The sequence below is a fragment of the Streptomyces sp. SLBN-31 genome (assembly GCF_006715395.1).
In the GTDB taxonomy this organism is placed as follows: domain Bacteria; phylum Actinomycetota; class Actinomycetes; order Streptomycetales; family Streptomycetaceae; genus Streptomyces.
The window spans coordinates 1,583,988-1,601,264 of record NZ_VFNC01000002.1 but is presented as its reverse complement, the minus strand read 5'-3'; the positions used below and the strand labels follow the sequence as shown (position 1 = coordinate 1,601,264).

At 73.4% G+C, this 17,277-nt stretch carries 13 protein-coding genes; 7 read left to right on the top strand and 6 right to left on the bottom strand.

Annotated features, from left to right (window positions below; translation table 11 throughout):
• Positions 1–49: 49 nt before the first annotated feature.
• Genes FBY22_RS27305 through FBY22_RS27285 form a run of 5 tightly spaced genes read right to left on the bottom strand, consistent with a single transcriptional unit; the run spans position 50 to position 4,432 of the window.
• The gene (locus FBY22_RS27305) at positions 50–919 is read right to left on the bottom strand and encodes a biotin-dependent carboxyltransferase family protein (RefSeq protein WP_142150309.1); all 870 of its coding nucleotides are present in this window, start codon (positions 917–919) and stop codon (positions 50–52) included.
• On the bottom strand, positions 916–1,533 hold the full coding sequence (locus FBY22_RS27300) for an allophanate hydrolase subunit 1 (RefSeq protein ID WP_142150307.1): 618 nt from the start codon (positions 1,531–1,533) through the stop codon (positions 916–918). Before FBY22_RS27300 ends, FBY22_RS27305 begins: the two co-directional genes overlap by 4 nt.
• On the bottom strand, positions 1,530–2,288 hold the full coding sequence (locus FBY22_RS27295; protein ID WP_142150305.1) for a LamB/YcsF family protein: 759 nt from the start codon (positions 2,286–2,288) through the stop codon (positions 1,530–1,532). Before FBY22_RS27295 ends, FBY22_RS27300 begins: the two co-directional genes overlap by 4 nt.
• Positions 2,289–2,306: 18 nt before the next feature.
• Positions 2,307–3,140 carry a putative hydro-lyase gene (locus FBY22_RS27290; RefSeq protein ID WP_142150303.1) on the bottom strand — a complete coding sequence of 278 codons (834 nt, stop codon included), beginning with the start codon at positions 3,138–3,140 and terminating at the stop codon, positions 2,307–2,309.
• Positions 3,137–4,432 (bottom strand): MFS transporter, encoded by a 1,296-nt coding sequence (locus FBY22_RS27285; RefSeq protein ID WP_142150301.1) that lies wholly within the window; start codon positions 4,430–4,432, stop codon positions 3,137–3,139. Before FBY22_RS27285 ends, FBY22_RS27290 begins: the two co-directional genes overlap by 4 nt.
• A 206-nt stretch (positions 4,433–4,638) precedes the next feature.
• Between FBY22_RS27285 and FBY22_RS27280 the strand changes: the two genes are divergently transcribed.
• The 4 genes from FBY22_RS27280 (at position 4,639) to FBY22_RS27265 (ending at position 12,570) form a co-directional block, all read left to right on the top strand.
• Positions 4,639–5,367, top strand: a complete 729-nt coding sequence (locus tag FBY22_RS27280) for a GntR family transcriptional regulator (protein ID WP_142150299.1) — start codon at positions 4,639–4,641, stop codon at positions 5,365–5,367.
• Positions 5,368–5,441: 74 nt separating this feature from the next.
• Positions 5,442–6,968 carry a hypothetical protein gene (locus FBY22_RS27275; protein WP_142150297.1) on the top strand — a complete coding sequence of 509 codons (1,527 nt, stop codon included), beginning with the start codon at positions 5,442–5,444 and terminating at the stop codon, positions 6,966–6,968.
• A gap of 34 nt (positions 6,969–7,002) precedes the next feature.
• A complete protein-coding gene (locus tag FBY22_RS27270) occupies positions 7,003–7,893 on the top strand; it encodes a hypothetical protein (RefSeq protein ID WP_142150295.1) in 891 nt (296 codons plus the stop codon).
• Between the two features lie 36 nt (positions 7,894–7,929).
• On the top strand, positions 7,930–12,570 hold the full coding sequence (locus tag FBY22_RS27265; RefSeq protein ID WP_142150293.1) for a hypothetical protein: 4,641 nt from the start codon (positions 7,930–7,932) through the stop codon (positions 12,568–12,570).
• 11 nt (positions 12,571–12,581) lie between these two features.
• On the opposite strand, the gene FBY22_RS27260 is transcribed toward FBY22_RS27265, so the two are convergent.
• Complete coding sequence (locus FBY22_RS27260; RefSeq protein ID WP_142150291.1) at positions 12,582–13,121, bottom strand: hypothetical protein; 540 nt, start codon at positions 13,119–13,121, stop codon at positions 12,582–12,584.
• Between the two features lie 420 nt (positions 13,122–13,541).
• On the opposite strand from FBY22_RS27260, the gene FBY22_RS27250 reads away from it, so the two are divergent.
• From FBY22_RS27250 to FBY22_RS27240, 3 genes are read left to right on the top strand one after another with little or no spacing between them, the layout of a single operon-like run.
• Complete coding sequence (locus FBY22_RS27250) at positions 13,542–16,436, top strand: nitrate- and nitrite sensing domain-containing protein (RefSeq protein WP_142150287.1); 2,895 nt, start codon at positions 13,542–13,544, stop codon at positions 16,434–16,436.
• Positions 16,433–16,870, top strand: coding sequence for a roadblock/LC7 domain-containing protein (locus FBY22_RS27245; RefSeq protein WP_142150285.1), 438 nt, complete (start codon positions 16,433–16,435; stop codon positions 16,868–16,870). The genes FBY22_RS27250 and FBY22_RS27245 overlap by 4 nt, the downstream gene beginning before the upstream one ends.
• 9 nt (positions 16,871–16,879) lie before the next feature.
• Positions 16,880–17,275, top strand: coding sequence for a DUF742 domain-containing protein (locus FBY22_RS27240; protein WP_142150283.1), 396 nt, complete (start codon positions 16,880–16,882; stop codon positions 17,273–17,275).
• Positions 17,276–17,277 lie beyond the last annotated feature (2 nt).

The following is a 17,277-nucleotide window of genomic DNA, read 5'->3' as shown; positions in this document are numbered from 1 at the left end:
CGGGTGCGTGGGGGCTGGTCGCGCGGTTCCCCGCGCCCCTTTTACGGCGTCAGTGCCGCCGTGTGCCTACGAAGCGGACCGGGGTGCCCGGTGACGCCTGGGCGGCGGCCGGGAGGTCCTCGGCCTGGACGACACCGATCACCGGGTAGCCCCCGGTGGTCGGGTGGTCGGACAGGAAGACCACCGGCCTGCCGTCCGGAGGGACTTGGACCGCGCCCAGCACCATGCCCTCGCTGGGGAGTTCGCCATGACGGGCTCGCTCCAGGGTGGGGCCCTCCGTGCGCAGGCCGATACGGTTGCTCGCCGGGGAGACCCGGTACGCCAGGGACGTGAAGGCGCGCAGTGCCGCCGGGGTGAACCAGTCGTCGCGCGGACCGAGCGTCACCCTCAGGACGAGCTCGACCGGCGGCGCCGGCTGCGGCGCGGCGTCCACACGCGCGTGAAGGGCCTCAGGCGTGCCCAGGGGCAGCACGGTGCCGTCCGCGAGCGGCGGCGGCCCCAGACCGGACAGCAGGTCCGTGGAACGGCTTCCCAGCACCGGGTCGACGGCGACGCCCCCGGAGACGGCGACGTAGCTGCGTACACCCGACACGACGGTGCCGACGTTGAGGAGGGCGCCGGCGGGGACGCGTACGGGCGCGCCCCAGGCCACCGGGCGGCCCTCCACCGTCACCGGGCAGGGCGCGCCCCCGACGGCCACCGTGACCGCCGAACGCGGCCGCAGTGAGCAGCCGTTGACCGTGGTCTCCAGGACTGCGGCGCCGGGCGGATTGCCGACGAGACGGTTGACGAGCGCCGCCGCCGGGCCGTCGAGTGCCCCGGAGCGCGGCACCCCGAGGTGGGCGTGGCCCGGGCGGCCCTGGTCCTGGACGGTGGTCAGCGCCCCGGCGCGTACGACGACGAGCGCACGGTCCGTCATGAGCGCCCCACCGGGACGAACCGCACGCGCGTGCCGGGCGACAGCAGCGCGGCCGGCACGCGCGCGTGGTCCCACAGGACCGTGTCCGTGCTGCCGATCAGCTGCCAGCCACCGGGCGACGAGCGCGGGTACACGCCCGTGTAGGGGCCCGCCAGGGCCACGGCGCCCGCCGGGACGGCCGTGCGCGGGGTGGCCCGGCGCGGGACGTCGTAGTGCCGTGGCAGGCCGGTGAGGTAGCCGAATCCGGGGGCGAACCCGCAGAAGGCGACGCTGAACTCGGTGTCGGCGTGGATGCGGGCCACCTCGCGGGTGTCGACGTGCCAGTGCGCGGCCACGTCCGCCAGGTCGGGACCGTCGTAGCGCACCGGGATCTCGACCGCCTCACGCGCGCGTGGGGGAGCGGGGGGAACCTCGGCGGCCGTCAGTTCGGCGGTGAGGCGGACCGGATCGTCCACGCCGTCCAGGAGGACCGTGCGGGCGGCGGGGACGATCTCGCGGGCCGACAGCGATCCCTCGGCGCGGCGGCGCAGCAACTCGGCGTGCAGCGCCTGCGCCTCCTCCCCGCAGGCCACCTCGACCAGGACGGCGCGCTCGCCGACGGGCAGCACCCTCATGCGAAGGCCTCCACGCGGACGCCGGATGCCTGCAGCCGCTCCCGCACCAGCCGGGCCAGTTCGACCGCGCCCGGTGTGTCGCCGTGCAGGCACAGGGAGCGCGCGCGTACCTCGACGCGCGCCCCGGAGTGCGCGTCGACCACGCCGTCTCGGGCCAGGCCGACCGAGCGCTCCACCACCGCCTCGGGGTCGGTCACCACGGCGCCTTCATGGGCGCGCGGCACCAGCGTGCCCTCCTCGGTGTACGCGCGGTCGGCGAACGCCTCGGTGACGGCCGGGAGTCCGGCCTTCTCGGCGTACTCCAGCAGCCGCGAGCCGGGCAGGCCCAGCACGGGCAGCGTGGCGTCGGCGAGCCGGACGCCGTCGACGACCGCGCCGGCCTGCTCTTCGTCGCGCACCACGCGGTTGTAGAGCGCGCCGTGCGGTTTGACGTACGACACGCGCGTGCCCGCCGCGCGGGCGAAGACCTCCAGGGCGCCGATCTGGTAGGCCACTTCGGCCGCCAGTTCGGCGGGCGGGACGTCCATCGCCCGCCGCCCGAAGCCGGCCAGGTCCCGGTAGGACACCTGGGCGCCGATCCGGACGCCGCGCTCGGCCGCGAGCTCGCACACGCGCCGCATGGTGGCCGCGTCGCCGGCGTGGAAGCCGCAGGCCACGTTGGCGCTGGTGACGACGGACAGCAGCCGCTCGTCGTCGGTGAGCCGCCAGCGGCCGAATCCCTCGCCGAGGTCGGCGTTCAGATCGATCGAGGTCATGGTCCTTCGTGTCTCGTCTCAGGCCACGCGGTACTGCTCGTCGCGGGCGTCCGTCAGGAACATCTGTCCCGGTGCGTGCGTGATGGCGAACGGTGGGCGGGAGGCCATCACCGCGGCCTGCGGGGTCACACCGCAGGCCCAGAACACCGGGATGTCGTCCGGCGCCGCGTCCACCGCGTCGCCGAAGTCGGGCCGGCCGAGGTCGCCGATGCCGAGCCCCGAGGGATCGCCGCAGTGCACGGGACTGCCGTGCACCGCCGGGAGCAGACTGCTCTCCCGGATCGCCGCGGACAGGTGCTGCGGCGGCACCGGCCGCATGGACACCACCATGGGGCCGTGCAGCCGCCCCGCCGGGCGGCACTGACGGTCGGTCACGTACATCGGCACGTTGCGGCCCTGCTCGACGTGCCGGATCGGCACGCCCGCCTCGGCCAGCGCCCACTCGAAGGTGAAACTGCAGCCGATCAGGAACGACACCAGATCCTCGCGCCAGTGGGCGCGCACGTCCGTGGGCTCTTCGACCAACTCGCCGTCCCGCCAGACCCGGTAGCGCGGCAGATCGGTGCGCAGGTCCGCGCCGTCGGCGAGGACGGTGGTCCAGGAACCGGCGTCCGTCACGTCGAGCACCGGGCACGGCTTGGGGTTGCGCTGGCAGAACAGCAGCATGTCGTACGCCCAGTCGGCGGGCACCGAGATCAGGTTGACCTGGGTGTGGCCCGCCGCGACCCCGGCGGTCGGGCCGGAGAGGCCGTCGCGGAAGCGGGCGCGGGCGGTTTTCGGGCTCCACGCGTGCGCGTGCTCGTCGACCAGGGTCAGGGGGCGGTCGGCGACCGCGTCCTCGGTGCGGTTCACGCCAGTTCCTTCCCGCGCGTCTCCGGCAGCCCGAGGAGGGCCAGTGCCGCGATGCCGTAGCCGATCGCACCGAACACCAGGGCGCCGCCCACGCCCCAGCTGTCGGCAAGGAAGCCGACCGCCGTGGGGAAGACCGCGCCGACGGCACGCCCGGTGTTGTACGTGAAGCCCTGGCCGGTGCCCCGCACGGCCGTCGGGTACAGCTCGCTCAGATAGGAACCGAAGCCGCTGAAGATGGCCGACATGCAGAATCCGAGCGGGAAACCCAGCACCAGGAGCAGGGTGTTGGCGCCCTGCGGGATGTTGGCGTACGCCAGGATGCAGACCGCGGACAGCAGGGCGAACAGCCAGATGTTGCGCCGGCGGCCGAGCCGGTCGGTGAGGTAGCCGCCGGTCAGATAGCCGAGGAAGGCGCCGGAGATCAGGAAGGTCAGATAGCCGCCGGTGCCGACCACCGACAGGTCGCGGTCGGTCTTCAGGTACGTCGGCACCCAGGTGGCGAGCGTGTAGTAGCCGCCCTGGACGCCGGTGGACAGCAGACCGGCGAAGACGGTGGTGCGCAGCAGACCCGGCTTGAAGATCGCGGTGAACGAGCCCTTTTCGGTGGCCTTCTCGCGTACGGCGACCGCCTCCGGGGCGTCGTGCACCCGGCGCCGCATCCAGATCACCAGCAGCGCGGGCAGGGCGCCCGTCCAGAACATGATCCGCCAGGCCAGGTCGTCACCCGCGTACGAGAACACGACCGTGTACATGATCACGGCCAGCGCCCAGCCCACGGCCCAGGAGCTCTGGATCGCGCCCAGGGTGCGTCCGCGGTGCCTGGCGCTCGCGTACTCGGCGACGAGGATCGCGCCGACCGCCCACTCGCCGCCGAAGCCGAGGCCCTGGAGCGCCCGGAAGACCAGCAGTGTCTCGTAGTTGGGCGCGAAGCCGCAGGCCACGGTGAAGACCGCGTACGTGATGACCGTGATCATCAGCGCCTTGACCCGGCCCACCCGGTCCGCCACCACCCCCGCGAGGGCGCCGCCGACCGCGGAGACCACGAGCGTGACGGTGGTGAAGAGGCCGGTCTGGCCGCTGTTGAGGCCGAAGTACGCGGACAGGGCGACCATGCTCAGCGGCAGGGTGAAGTAGTCGTACGAATCCAGGGCATAGCCGCCGAAAGCGCCGGCGAAGGCGCGCCGGCCGCGCGGACCGAGGGCGCGCAGCCAGCCCAACGCGCCGTCGTGGTCGGGGTGTTCGCCGACCTGCGCGTCGGTGGTCAGGGCCTGCGGTGGAGGGGTCGTGCTCATGGGCACCTCGCAGAGGGAGGACGGAGGGTGCTTCAGGAGTGAGCCGTGCCGTGCGGGAGAGCGTGCCGTGCGGAGCTGAGTCGTGCGCAAGCGGTGGGCGCCGCAGGAGAACGGAGCGGTGCCGCGAGGAGAACCGTAGAGGATTGTTCAACGATCCCTCAATACCCATGTTGGTTCGTTCTTCTGATCTGCGATTGAATTCCGGCATGGCAGAGCAGCTGACGTCACTCGCCGAGGACCGCGCCCTCCTGGGACGCACCAGCACCGCCGAACGGGTTTCGGACATCCTCAGAAGCCGCATCGCCGAGGGCTTCTTCCCGCCCGGCACGCGCCTGTCGGAGGACAGCATCGGCGGCGCGCTCGGGGTCTCCCGCAACACCCTGCGCGAGGCGTTCCGGCTGCTCACGCACGAACGCCTGCTCGTCCACGAGCTCAACCGCGGTGTCTTCGTCCGGGTCCTGGCGGTCGAGGACGTCGAGGACATCTACCGCACCCGCGGCCTCGTCGAGTGCGCCGTCGTCCGCGGGCTCGGCGAGCCGCCGTACGGGCTCGACGGGCTGTCGGCGGCCGTCGAGGAGGGGCTGCGGGCGGCGCGCGAGGGTGACTGGAAAGCGCTGGGCACCGCCAACATCCACTTCCACCGGGAACTGGTGGCCCTCGCGGGCAGCGCCCGCACCGACGAGCTGATGCGCAGCGTCTTCGCCGAACTGCGGCTCGCCTTCCACGTCGTCGACGACCCGAAGCGGCTCCACGAGCCCTATCTCGCCCGCAACCGCCAGATCCTCCAGGCGTTGGAGGCCGGGGACCGGGCGGAGGCCGAGAAGCTGCTCGCGACGTATCTGCGGGACTCCCTGGAGCGAGTCGTCGAGGTCTACCGCAGGCGGGTCGGCGAGGAGGCCCATGGAGCCGGGCCAGGCGCGAGCTCCTCGCACTGACGGGCGAAGTGTGACGCCAGGGCCCCCTTGAGTCGTTTGGGCCGTTGTCAGACCGAGGACCTAGTCTGTGCACCGTGACTTCGCCTGCACCGACGGACCGTGTTCCGCCCCAGCTCAGCGCGGGGCCGCGCCCCGCACCGGGCCCGGCCGCCGACGAGGGACTGGCGCGGCGGCTGCGCGCGCTCGCCTGCACCGCGCCGCTGCACGACCTCGACGCCCGCAAGGCCAACCTCGCCGGTGAGTACTCGGTCTACGGCATGGCGGAGGTGGCCCTCGCGGCCATCGACCTGGTCACCCTGAACATGGACTTCGACACGGGCGCCGACCACGACCAGATAGTCGCCCGCCTCATCCCCCGCATCGCCGCCCAGGCCCCGCAGCGGCCCGTCGCAGAGCACGAGCGCGTGGCCCGCTGGGTGCTGGAGAACCTGATCAACGTCGGAAGCGTCGACCGCGGCTTCCGGGCCGTCTACGGCACCTTCACGACCGACGGCAGCTACGTCCGGCGCGACTACGACTTCAAGCTGATCGAGGAGGTGCCCGGCCCCGGCGGCACGGTGTACCTCCGTACGACCGACGAAGCGGTCAACGTCCTGGTCGGCGCCCTCGACACGGACGTCACCAGCGCCCAGATCGCCGCCGAGGTCAAGCTGGAGGTGCTCATCAACCGGGGCCGCCTCGCCGACGCGCAGCTCGCCGCCGAACAGGCCCGCTACCGCACCGTCCAGTACTCGGAGACCCTGCGCCGCGCCCTGGACGCGACCCGGCGCAACGTACGGGCGGTGGACTGGCTCAACTCCGTGCCCGACATGATCGCCGAGGCGCTGGACCACGTGGCCGACCGGTACCGCCACGAGAACGCCATCCTCACCAACATCCGCAAGGCGCGCGACGAGACGGAGGACACCGAGCACAAGCGGCGGGCGGCCGAACTCGTCGACATCGTCAAGGACTGCATCCGCCGGCACACACAGCTGCAGTCCCGGCTGCTTGAGGCGGGGCCGCTGTTCCGCGCGGAGCAGGACCGGCAGGCGTTCGCCACCCCCATGACCTCGTCGGGGATAGACCTGTACGGACATCTGGTCGCTCCCGTGCTGCCCCTGCCGGTGGAGCACGCCGTCCGTGTCACGGACGCCTTCTTCGCGCGCGGGACCGGCCTGCGCACGCCGGTGTCGGTCCGGGTGGGCGACCTGGTCGACATCCTGCTCACGCCCCCGGTGGAGCGGGAGCACCTCGGCGCCGAGATGCCGGAACCCGATCTCATCGCGACACCGGACGACAGCCGGTTCAGCGAGGAGCAGCTGGCCGCGGCGACCGAACTGCTCGACCTGCCGGCCGACGCGCCGCGCCGGCTCTCCGGACTGCTCGCGGAGGCCCGCCGAAGGGATCCGGAACTGCCGTACCTCGTGGCGCTGCTCGCGGTGCACGCGGCCAGTCCGCCCGTCGGCACGGCCTACCGCCAGGGCGAGGAGAAACTGCTGTTCGCCGTGGACGACGGGACGGAGCTGGACGACCCCGAGTTCGGCGGCGCCGACCTGATCGTCGGGACCGCCCTGCTGGACGCGGCGGGGATGGCCGCGGACCGGACGGAAGCGGCATGACCGAGCAACGACGCGACAACAAGGAGCCCGAGCAGTGACCGAGCACGTCGATCGGAGTGACACGGAGGTCCCGGCGCCCTCGGCGCCCGCCGCCGTCACGCCTGCCGACGCCGCCGACGCGGCGCGGCTCGTCGCCTTCGGGCTGCAGCCCAAACTGCAGCCCGCGCGGGACCAGGAGTACGCGGAACTGCTGCGGCGCTACCGGGAGGACCCGCCCTTCGCGCGCCTCGCGGACGCCGTGGCCGCCGGGCTCGGACTGATCGTGCTGGAGGTGTCCCCGCGCGCTGGGATGGCGGTCACCGCGGCCGAGGACTCCGTCTTCGCCGTCCGCATGGGCGACTACGCGCGTCGCACGTCCGCCGACGGCGGTGACCGCTTCCTGCACGGACTGGCCCACCTCGCCGTCGCCGCCATGGCCTTCCCACGCCCCGAGGACCTCGCCGACGACGGCTACATCGGGCGCGTGAGCGTCAACGGCGTCGACGCGTTCGTCCGACAGGCCTGCCGGCGGCTGGAGGAACGCGCCGAGGAGCAGGGCGAGAACACCGACCCCGCCACCGACGCGCCCGGGCTGGAGGCCGCGTGGCGGATCTGGATGAGACGCAGCGCGGCCGGCGCCACCAAGGACGCGCGCAGACTCGCCGGTTCGACGACCGGCATCGTCGGCAAGGCGGTCGCCTTCCTCACCGACTCCGGGTTCCTCCAGCGCACCGGTGACGACAACGGCGGCACCTACCGCACAACCGCCCGCTACCAGCTCCAGGTGCGGGACATGGCGGGCAGTGCCGCGATGGCCGAACTGCTGGAGCTGGGCGTCGTCCCGGTGACCGACGGCACGCCCACGCTGCTGCCGCCCGAGGACACCGACGACCTGCACCTGGCGGCCGACGCCGGGCTGCCCTTTCACTCGTCGTCCCCGTCCTGACCCCCCTGACCTGCCGAAGACCTACGAGAGTCCGCCATGTACGAGCTGTCCCGCGTCCGCCTCTACTCCATCGGGCCCGCCGGTGCGCGCTACGCCGACACCGTGCTCGACCTGCGCGGCGTGGGCGAGCCCGTGCCCGACCCCGCGCCCACCCAGGCGGAGTTCTTCGAGGAGGAGCCGGTCGGGCCGCCGCGCCGCCCCGCGCCCGCCGGCGTGCTCTTCCTGGAGAACGGCGGCGGCAAGTCGGTCCTGCTGAAGCTGATCTTCTCGGTGATGCTGCCCGGCCACCGAAACACCCTCGGCGGCGCCAGCTCCGGCGTCCTGCGCAAGTTCCTGCTCGCCGACGACTGCGGGCACGTCGCCCTGGAGTGGCAGCACACGCTGACGGGCGAGTGCGTCGTCGTCGGCAAGGTCAGCGAGTGGCGTGGTCGGCAGGTCTCCAACGACCCGCGGAAGTTCGCCGAGGCCTGGTACTCGTTCCGGCCCGGGCCCGGACTGTCCCTGGACAACCTGCCGGTGGCCGAGTCCACCGCCGTACGCCCCGCCATCGAGGGCCAGTCGGGAGCCCAGGGCCGCCGCCGCACCATGAAGGGCTTCCGGGACGCCCTCACCGAGGCCGGCAAGGCCTACCCCCACCTTGAGGTGCACTGGGAGGAGATCCACGACCGGTGGATCGAACACCTCGGCGACCTCGGCCTGGACCCCGAACTCTTCCGCTATCAGCGGGAGATGAACGCCGACGAGGGCGAGGCGGCCGGCCTCTTCGCGGTCAAGAAGGACTCCGACTTCACCGACCTGCTGCTGCGCGCCGTCACCGACACCCGGGACACCGACGGACTCGCCGACCTCGTCAGCGGCTTCGGCAACAAGCTGGGCCGCCGCGCCGAGCTGATCGCCGAACGGGACTTCACCGCCGGGTCCGTGGACCTCCTCGGACGGATCATCGAGGCCGCGGAGGCACGCGCGCGTGCGCGTGACGTCCACACCGCGGCCGAGCGCCGCACCCGGACCCTGGCCCGCCGGCTGTCGGCCCGCGGCACGCGGGAGCGGGTGCGGGCCGCCGACCTCGCCCAGCGCGTCACCGCCGCCGCCTATGCGGTCACGCACGCCGAGGGCGCCCGCGAGCGCAGCGCGCTGATCGCCGCCGAACTCGCCTACCGCAACGCCTCCCTGGCGCTCGCCGCCGCCGAGAAGTCCGCCGCCGCGCAGAAGCGCGAGTTGGCCGACGCCCGCACCCTGCACTCCGCCTGGCAGGCCGCCGAGGCCGTACTGCGCCACCGCGCCGCCGCCGACCGCGTCGCCCGCGTGGCCGCCGCCATCCAGGAGGCCGAACGGGACGCGGCCCCGGCGCTCGCCGCCCGCGCCAGGGCCGCCGTGGATCTCGTACGGGCCCTGCAGTCGGCCGCCGAGAGCGCCGAGGCCCTCGCCAACGAGGAGGAAGAGCGCTCCGCCGCCCTGCAGGAGGTCGGCGAGGCCGCCCACCGGGACTCGACCGCCGCCGCGACCGAGGCGCAGCGCGCCCGCAGCGAGATCGGCCATCTGCGCCAGCGCCTCACCGAGGTCGAACAGGAGACCGCCGAGGCGGTGCGGGCCGGCTGGCTCGACGACAGCGCCCCCGACGCCGATCCGGCGCGCGCCGCCCTCGCCGCCAGCGACGCCGAGAAGACGGCCGTCGCGGCCTGGGACACGGCCCGTGAGGCCTCCCGCAAGGCGGCCGAGCACGCGCGCGAGGCGGCCTCGGCCGAGTCCCGCGCGGAGCTGACCGCGGCCCGCGCCGCGGACGCGGCGACCGCGACCCAGCGCTCCTACGAGGCCGAGCGGCGCCTGGCCGAGGCACTGGCGGCCGAGGAACGGCTGGCGGAGCTGCTGAGCCTTTCCGGCGGGTCCGGCGAGCACGACCGGTCGGCGGTCCCGCGGCCCCGCCAGGAGGCGGAGAGCGACGATGGGGCGCTCACGCCCGAGGACCTCGACCGCTTCGCCGACGAACTGCGCGAGCTGCTGGAGGACTCGGTCTCCACCGCAGAGCGCCACCTCTTCGAACTGCGCACGGCCGCGGCCGACGACTCCCGCATCCTCGGCGCGCTCGGCGACGGCGGACTGCTTCCCCCCGGCCCCGACGTGCTCGCCACGGTCGAGTTCCTGGGCGAGCACGGCATCCCCGCACTGCCCGGCTGGCGCTACCTCGCCCAGGCCGTCGACCCCACCGACCACGCGCGCGTCCTGGCCGCCCGGCCCGAGCTGGTCGACGGCGTGATCATCACCGACCCCGACACGCACGCCCGCGCCCGGGGCGCCCTCGCCGACGCGGCACTGCTGCCGCGTTCGGCGGTCGCAGTCGGCACCGCGGCCGCCCTGCTCGCACCGACCCCGGCGCACGACGCCGAACACGGCGGTTCCGCCGACGTGTTCCTCGTCCCGCCGAACCCGGCCATGCACGACGAACGCGCTGCCGACGAGGAACGGCAAGCGCTGCGCGCGCGGGCGGCCGAGCGCGACGAGGAGATCCGTACGCTCGCCGCCCGGCTCGGCAAGGACCGTGAGCTGGCCGCCCGGCTCGCCTCCTGGCGCACGGGCTGTCCCGCCGGTCGACTCGTGGAACTGGCACAGGCGGCGCACGACGCCCGCGCGTTCGCCGAGGAGGCGGAGGCCGAACTGAGCGAGGCGCGCACGGTGCGGGCCGAGGCCGACGAGGCCGCCGCCGAGGCCGCGCAGGTGCGGGACGAGCGGCAGGAGGCCGCGCAGAAGGCACGCCGCGCCGCCGACGCCCTCGCGGGGCTCGCCTTCCGGCTGCGCGAGCGGGCCGGCTGGCAGGCAAAGCTCCGCGAACTGGCCGACGAGGGAGCCGAGTCGGAGGCCCGCGCCCAGGTCTGCCTGGACCGCGCTCGCGCCGCCGACGAGGACCGGCGCGCCGCCCAGCGGGCCGCCGACGACGCCCGGCGCACCGCCCGCGCGCTGCGCGCCGAGCGCGCCGAGATCGCGGGCGCCCCCGACGACGTACCGGAGTACGACGCGGCGGCCCCGAAGGCGTCGCTGCCCGCCCTCCGCGAGGCCTACCGGGCCGCCTCCCAGGTCTACGAGAAGGTCGGCGTCGGCGCCGACCTGCGCGCCGAGCAGGCCCGCGCGGAGAGCGACGAGAGCGCCGCCCGCACCGAACTGGACCGGCTCAGCAACAAGGTCCGCACCCGCGCCGAGCAGCTGCTGCAGTCGCCCGACGGCTCCGACGGGCCCTCCCGCCAGGCCGCCGCCGCCCGGGCCGAGGAGCTGGTCCAGCTGCTGGAGACCCGGATGTCCAGCGCGAGCGAGCAGCTCGGCCGGCTCCGCGGTGAGGCGGAGCGGCACGCGCCCGAGGACGGTGAGGCGCACACCGAGCTGTCCGAGGAGCTCCAGCCGCGCGACGCCGAGCACGCCCAGGCACTGCTGCGCACGGCCACCGCCGAACTGGCCTCCCGCACCGAGGCGTTGAGCCAGTCCCGGCAGGCGCACGCCGAACTGCTCGACGCCCACCGCGCGGCCGAGGACTCGGCCGGAGGCTTCGACGAGATCGCCGCGATGCTGCGCGACCTGCTGCGCGAGCACCCTTTCGAGGAGGAGCAGGAGGAACCGGAGCCCTACCCGGGCAGCCTGGAGGAGGCCCGGCACTCCGCGGCCGAGGCCCGCCGCTCGCTGCGCGGGTGCGCCGCCGACCTGTCGGCCGCCGAGTCCGCCGTACGGGAGGCGAGCGACGTCCTCGTCCGGCACGCCAACTCCACGCGCTACGAGCAGGTCCGCACCCCCGCGCGGCAGCAGATCCGCGAACTGCCCGCCTCCGCGCTGCCCGAGCACGCGCAGAAGTGGGCCGACGCTTTCGCGCCCCGACTCCGTGTGCTCACCGACGAGTTGGCTCAATTGGAGCGCAACCGCGACTCGATCGTGGACCGCCTGCGCGGCCTCGTCGAGTCGGCACTGGCGACCCTGCGGTCCGCCCAGCGGTTGTCCCGGCTGCCGGAGGGGCTCGGCGAGTGGTCCGGGCAGGAGTTCCTGCGCATCCGCTTCGAGGAACCCGACCAGGCCACGCTCACCGAGCGCCTGGGCGAGGTCATCGACGAGGCGACCCGGGCCGCCGTGAAGAAGAACTCCGACCTGCGGCGCGACGGCATGTCCCTGCTGCTGCGCGGTGTGGCCGCGGCCCTGCAGCCCAGGGGCGTCGCCGTGGAGATCCTCAAGCCGGACGCCGTACTGCGCGCCGAGCGGGTGCCCGTCGGGCAGATGGGCGACGTGTTCTCGGGCGGCCAGCTGCTCACCGCGGCCATCGCCCTGTACTGCACCATGGCCGCCCTGCGCTCCAACGACCGTGGCCGGGACAGGCACCGCCACGCCGGCACGCTGTTCCTCGACAACCCCATCGGGCGCGCGAACGCCACGTACCTGCTGGAGCTGCAGCGGGCCGTTTCGGACGCGCTGGGCGTCCAACTCCTCTACACCACCGGACTGTTCGACACGACCGCGCTGGCGGAGTTCCCCCTCGTGATCAGGCTCCGCAACGACGCCGACCTACGGGCCGGGCTGAAGTACATCAGCGTGGAGGAGCACCTCAGGCCCGGACTGCCCCAGCAGAGCCCGAACGGCGAGGACGAGGCGGTGCGCAGCGAGATCACCGCCACCCGGATGTTCAAGCGGCCGGCGCCGACGAACGGTTGACCAGCGGGCCGTCAGGGGTGCGACAGCTGACCCGCGCCGCCCCGACGCCGTATGCGCTCCTGGGTCCGCACGGCGGCCTTCTCCTGGCGCCGGACGCGGCGCCGCTCGCGCCGCAGGGCCCGGGCGGTGCTGCCCGGGGTCGACACCACGCCGTTGCGCTGGTTCCACACCTGGCGGGTCACCCACACGTCCAGGGCACCCCAGGTGGCGACCACCGTGCTGACGACGCTGCTGATGACCATCGGGAACGCCAGCCATGAGCCGGCCATGGTGCACAGGAAGGCCACCATCGCCTGCAGCAGCGTCACGGCGATGATCAGCACCGCCCGCACGGCCGCCGTACGCACCGGGTCGGGCAGTCGGCGCCTGCGCGCCGGCTCCTCGACCCACAGGGGTCGGTAGGACGACTGGCCCCGGGCAGCGTCACCTTCCTGCGCGGCCACACGTCCGCCTGCCGGAATGTCGCGATCCGGTGCTTCGGTGCCCCGCCGCACCGCCGTGCGCGTCACCACGCCGTCCCCGGGCGCCTTGTTCCGCTCCGCCGTGCCCATCACCGTGTCACTCCCCACCGCCAGCAGACCGCTCGCCTCCGTGCCTCACAGCACGACTCCCCAGTGGCTGCCCGGCTTGCGTTGTTTTACGCCGCCGGGTTGCGGGATGCGGCTCCTGTGGCCGATTCCGCACCCATTTCCTGTAGAGAAGGACGAACGACGCCCTTCGAAGATTCCCAAGCAACGAAAAATTTCGGCCAACACGTCGGCCACGCACGCGCGATGAACTTCCGTCATCTCCAGGGCAAACCGGGAGGCAATCTGCCGCAATGAACGGACAACTCCCCATGTCTCGCCGCCCGTGCGGAAGTTCAGCCTCCGGACCGGTCTTCGAGTTACCTGTGCTTCGGTAGTAGGCTCGCGCCGTTTGTTGACGTACATGTGTACCCCCGTTCGGCGGGGGTCGAGCTGGGGGAGGCCATGCGCTTTCGCGGGAAGTCGATCCGCCGGAAGATCGTGGCGCTGCTTCTCGTGCCGCTGGTGTCCCTCACCGCGATCTGGGGCTTCGCCACCGTACTCACCGGACGTGAGGCGGAACAGCTGTTCAACGTGTCGGACGTGGTGGAGAAGGTCGCTTATCCGATCGAGGACACCGTCCGCGTCGTACAGCAGGAACGCCGCCAGTCCCTCGTCTATCTCGCCGACCCCCGCGCCTCCGAGGGGATCAGCGATCTGCGGCGCACCCGGGCCGCCACCGACAAGGCCGTCGCACGGATCCGGAAGAACTCCACGAACCCGGATGTGCGCGACGCCATGGGCGGGGAGACGACCGACCGCCTGAGCACGGTGCTGGACGCGTTCAAGGGTCTCGACGACCTGCGGCACAGTGTCGAGGACGGAACCGTCGACCGCGCCCAGGCCCTCGATCTCTACAACCGCCTGATCGACCCCTGCTACGTGCTGCTCACCAACCTCCACGTCGTCGACAACGTGGAGATGGACAAGCAGTACCGTGCCCTGGTCAGCCTCGCCCGCGCCCGCGAACTGCTCTCCCGCGAGGACGCGCTCCTGGGCTCCGCCCTGGTCGTCGGCAAGCCCTCCCGCACCGAGCTGCGCAAGGTCACCGACCTCATCGCCCAGCGCAGCCTGATCTACGACTACAACCTGCAGCTGCTGCCCTCCTCGGATCGCGATCGCTACCAGCGGTTCTGGAAGAACGCCGAGACGGCCCCGCTGCGCGTGGCCGAACAGTCCGCGGTCTCCGCGGGAGCCGGCACCTCCCCCGAGGTCACCGCCAAGAACTGGGACAACGCCGCCGGGAACGTCCTCGACGAGCTCGGCACCCTCAACGACCAGGCGGACGACCGCTACCAGGACCGCGTACGCCCCGTCGCGATGGGGGTCATCGCCAAGGCCGCCGTCGCCGGCGTCCTCGGCCTGCTGGCCCTGCTCTTCTCGCTCTTCCTGTCCGTGCGCATCGGCCGCACCCTCATCCGCGACCTGCGAAAGCTGCGCCTGGAGGCCCATGAGGCGTCGGGCGTGCGGCTGCCCAGCGTCATGCGGCGCCTGTCCGCAGGCGAGCAGGTCGACGTGGAGACCGAGGCACCGCGCCTGGAGTACGACAAGAACGAGATCGGCGAGGTCGGCCAGGCTCTCAACACCCTGCAGCGCGCCGCCGTCGAGGCCGCCGTCAAACAGGCCGAACTGCGCGCCGGCGTCTCCGAGGTGTTCGTCAACCTCGCCCGCCGCAGCCAGGTCCTGCTGCACAAGCAGCTCACCCTCCTCGACAGCATGGAGCGCCGCACCGAGGACACCGACGAACTGGCCGACCTCTTCCGGCTCGACCACCTGACCACCCGTATGCGCCGGCACGCCGAGGGCCTGGTGATCCTCTCCGGCGCCGCCCCGTCCCGGCAGTGGCGCAAACCCGTCCAGCTCATGGACGTCGTGCGGGCCGCCGTCGCCGAGGTCGAGGACTACGAGCGCATCGAGGTCCGCAGGCTGCCCCGGGTCGCCGTCACCGGCCCGGCCGTCGCCGACCTCACCCACCTCGTGGCCGAACTCCTGGAGAACGCCACCGTGTTCTCGCCCCCGCACACGGCCGTGCAGGTCGTCGGAGAGCGGGTCGCCAACGGCTTCACCCTGGAGATCCACGACCGCGGTCTGGGCATGGCCGCCGACGCACTGCTGGACGCCAACCTGCGGCTCGCCGAGACACCCGAGTTCGAGCTGTCCGACACCGACCGGCTCGGTCTGTTCGTGGTCAGCCGGCTCGCCCAGCGGCAGAACGTGCGCGTCTCCCTCCAGACGTCCCCGTACGGCGGCACCACCGCCGTCGTCTTCATCCCGGACGCGCTGCTGACCGACGACGTGCCCGACACGAACGGCATCGGCTTCCGCCTCGACCGCCCCCAGCCCTCGAAGGAGGCCGAACTCGAGGAGAGCCGCCGCAACGAGCTGTCCCGGGTGCCAGTGCAACTGCCCGGCGCGCTCCTGAACGGGCCGGTCGAGCTGGAGGCCCCCGTCGACCTCGACGACTTCCCGGGCGCGCTCGACGACGAGGACGACGAACGCGGCGGCATCTTCCGCCCCCTGCGGTCCCGCGCCCTCGCCGACGACGAACCGGGCGGCCGGCACGACGACCTCCGGCGCCCCGACGCCGACGGCCGCGGGTCCGCCCACGGCGACCAGGACGACCGTTCGGGCTCGCCCGTCCAGCTGCCCCGGCGCAGCACGCCCAAGCTGGTCAGCTCCCACGGACGCCCGGTCACCGACGCACGACCCCGGCGCGAGGACACGCACGAGGCCCCGCCGGCCCGGTCCGGCCGCCCCGAGCCGAAGACCGCCGTGCCGCTGCCGTCCCGGCGCCGCGAGGAACTCCTGACGGGCAGCGCGCCGGACGCCTCGGACCCCGAGGCCGCGCCGCCCCTGCCCAACCGCAGGCGAGGCACCTCGCCGCTGCGTCCGGGCCAGGGCGAAACCGGCCGTCCCGGCGGGGGCGCCGCGGCCGGCGCCCCCGGCGAGCACCCGCTGAGCCCCGCACTTCCCGCCCGCACCCGACCCGCCCCGGCAACGCCCGGCAGAGCGGACGCCCTCGGCGGGCGCCCCGGCGCCGGCACTCCGGAGGGCGGATCCGGCGCGGGCGCGCTGCCGCGGCGGGTGCGCCAGGCCAACCTGGCCCCACAGCTGCGCCAGAGCGCCGTGCGGCGCACCGATGAGCGCGCGGAACCCGTCGAGCGGGACGCCGACGAGGTACGCAACCGTATGGCCTCGCTCCAGCGCGGCTGGCAGCGCGGTCGCGACGAGAATGCCGCGGGCGACGACGCCCACCGTGGCACAGCACCACAAGGAACGACTAAGGGGGACGGTCGATGACCGCACCGAAGGCGACCGGCCACAGCGCGACCGATCAGTCCGGAGAGCTGAACTGGCTCCTGGACGAGCTGGTGGACCGCGTCGCGAGCATCCGCAAGGCTCTCGTGCTCTCCGGCGACGGCCTGCCGACCGGCGTGTCCAGGGACCTGACCCGGGAGGACAGCGAGCACCTCGCCGCCGTCGCCTCCGGGTTCCACAGCCTCGCCAAGGGCGTGGGCCGCCACTTCGAGGCGGGCAACGTCCGGCAGACCATCGTGGAACTCGACGAGGCCTTCCTGTTCGTGACGGCCGCGGGCGACGGCAGCTGCCTGGCCGTCCTCGCCGACGCCGACGCCGACATCGGCCAGGTGGCGTACGAGATGACACTCCTGGTCAAGCGCGTCGGCGCGCATCTCGGCACCGCTCCACGCACCGATCTGCCCGCAGGCGGGTAGTGAGATGTCATGAGCGCTGACGGTCAGGGAACAAGCCACTGGTTCGACGACGAGGCCGGACCGGTCGTCCGCCCCTACGCGATGACACGCGGTCGCACGACCAGCCCGGGGCAGCACCGCCTCGACCTGATCGCGGTGGTGGTCGCGGAACCGCACGCGGACGACCCGGACGCCGACACGACGCTGTCGCCCGAACACGTGGACATCGTCGACCTGTGCCGGGACACCCCCCAGTCGGTCGCCGAACTCGCCGCCGGGCTCGACCTGCCCATCGGTGTGGTCCGGGTCCTCGTCGGAGACCTCGTGGACGCGGAATTCGTCCACGTCAACCGGCCGATCCCGCCTGCCGAGCTGGTGGACGAGAGTATTCTGCGCGACGTGATCAACGGCCTCCGGGCGCTGTGAGC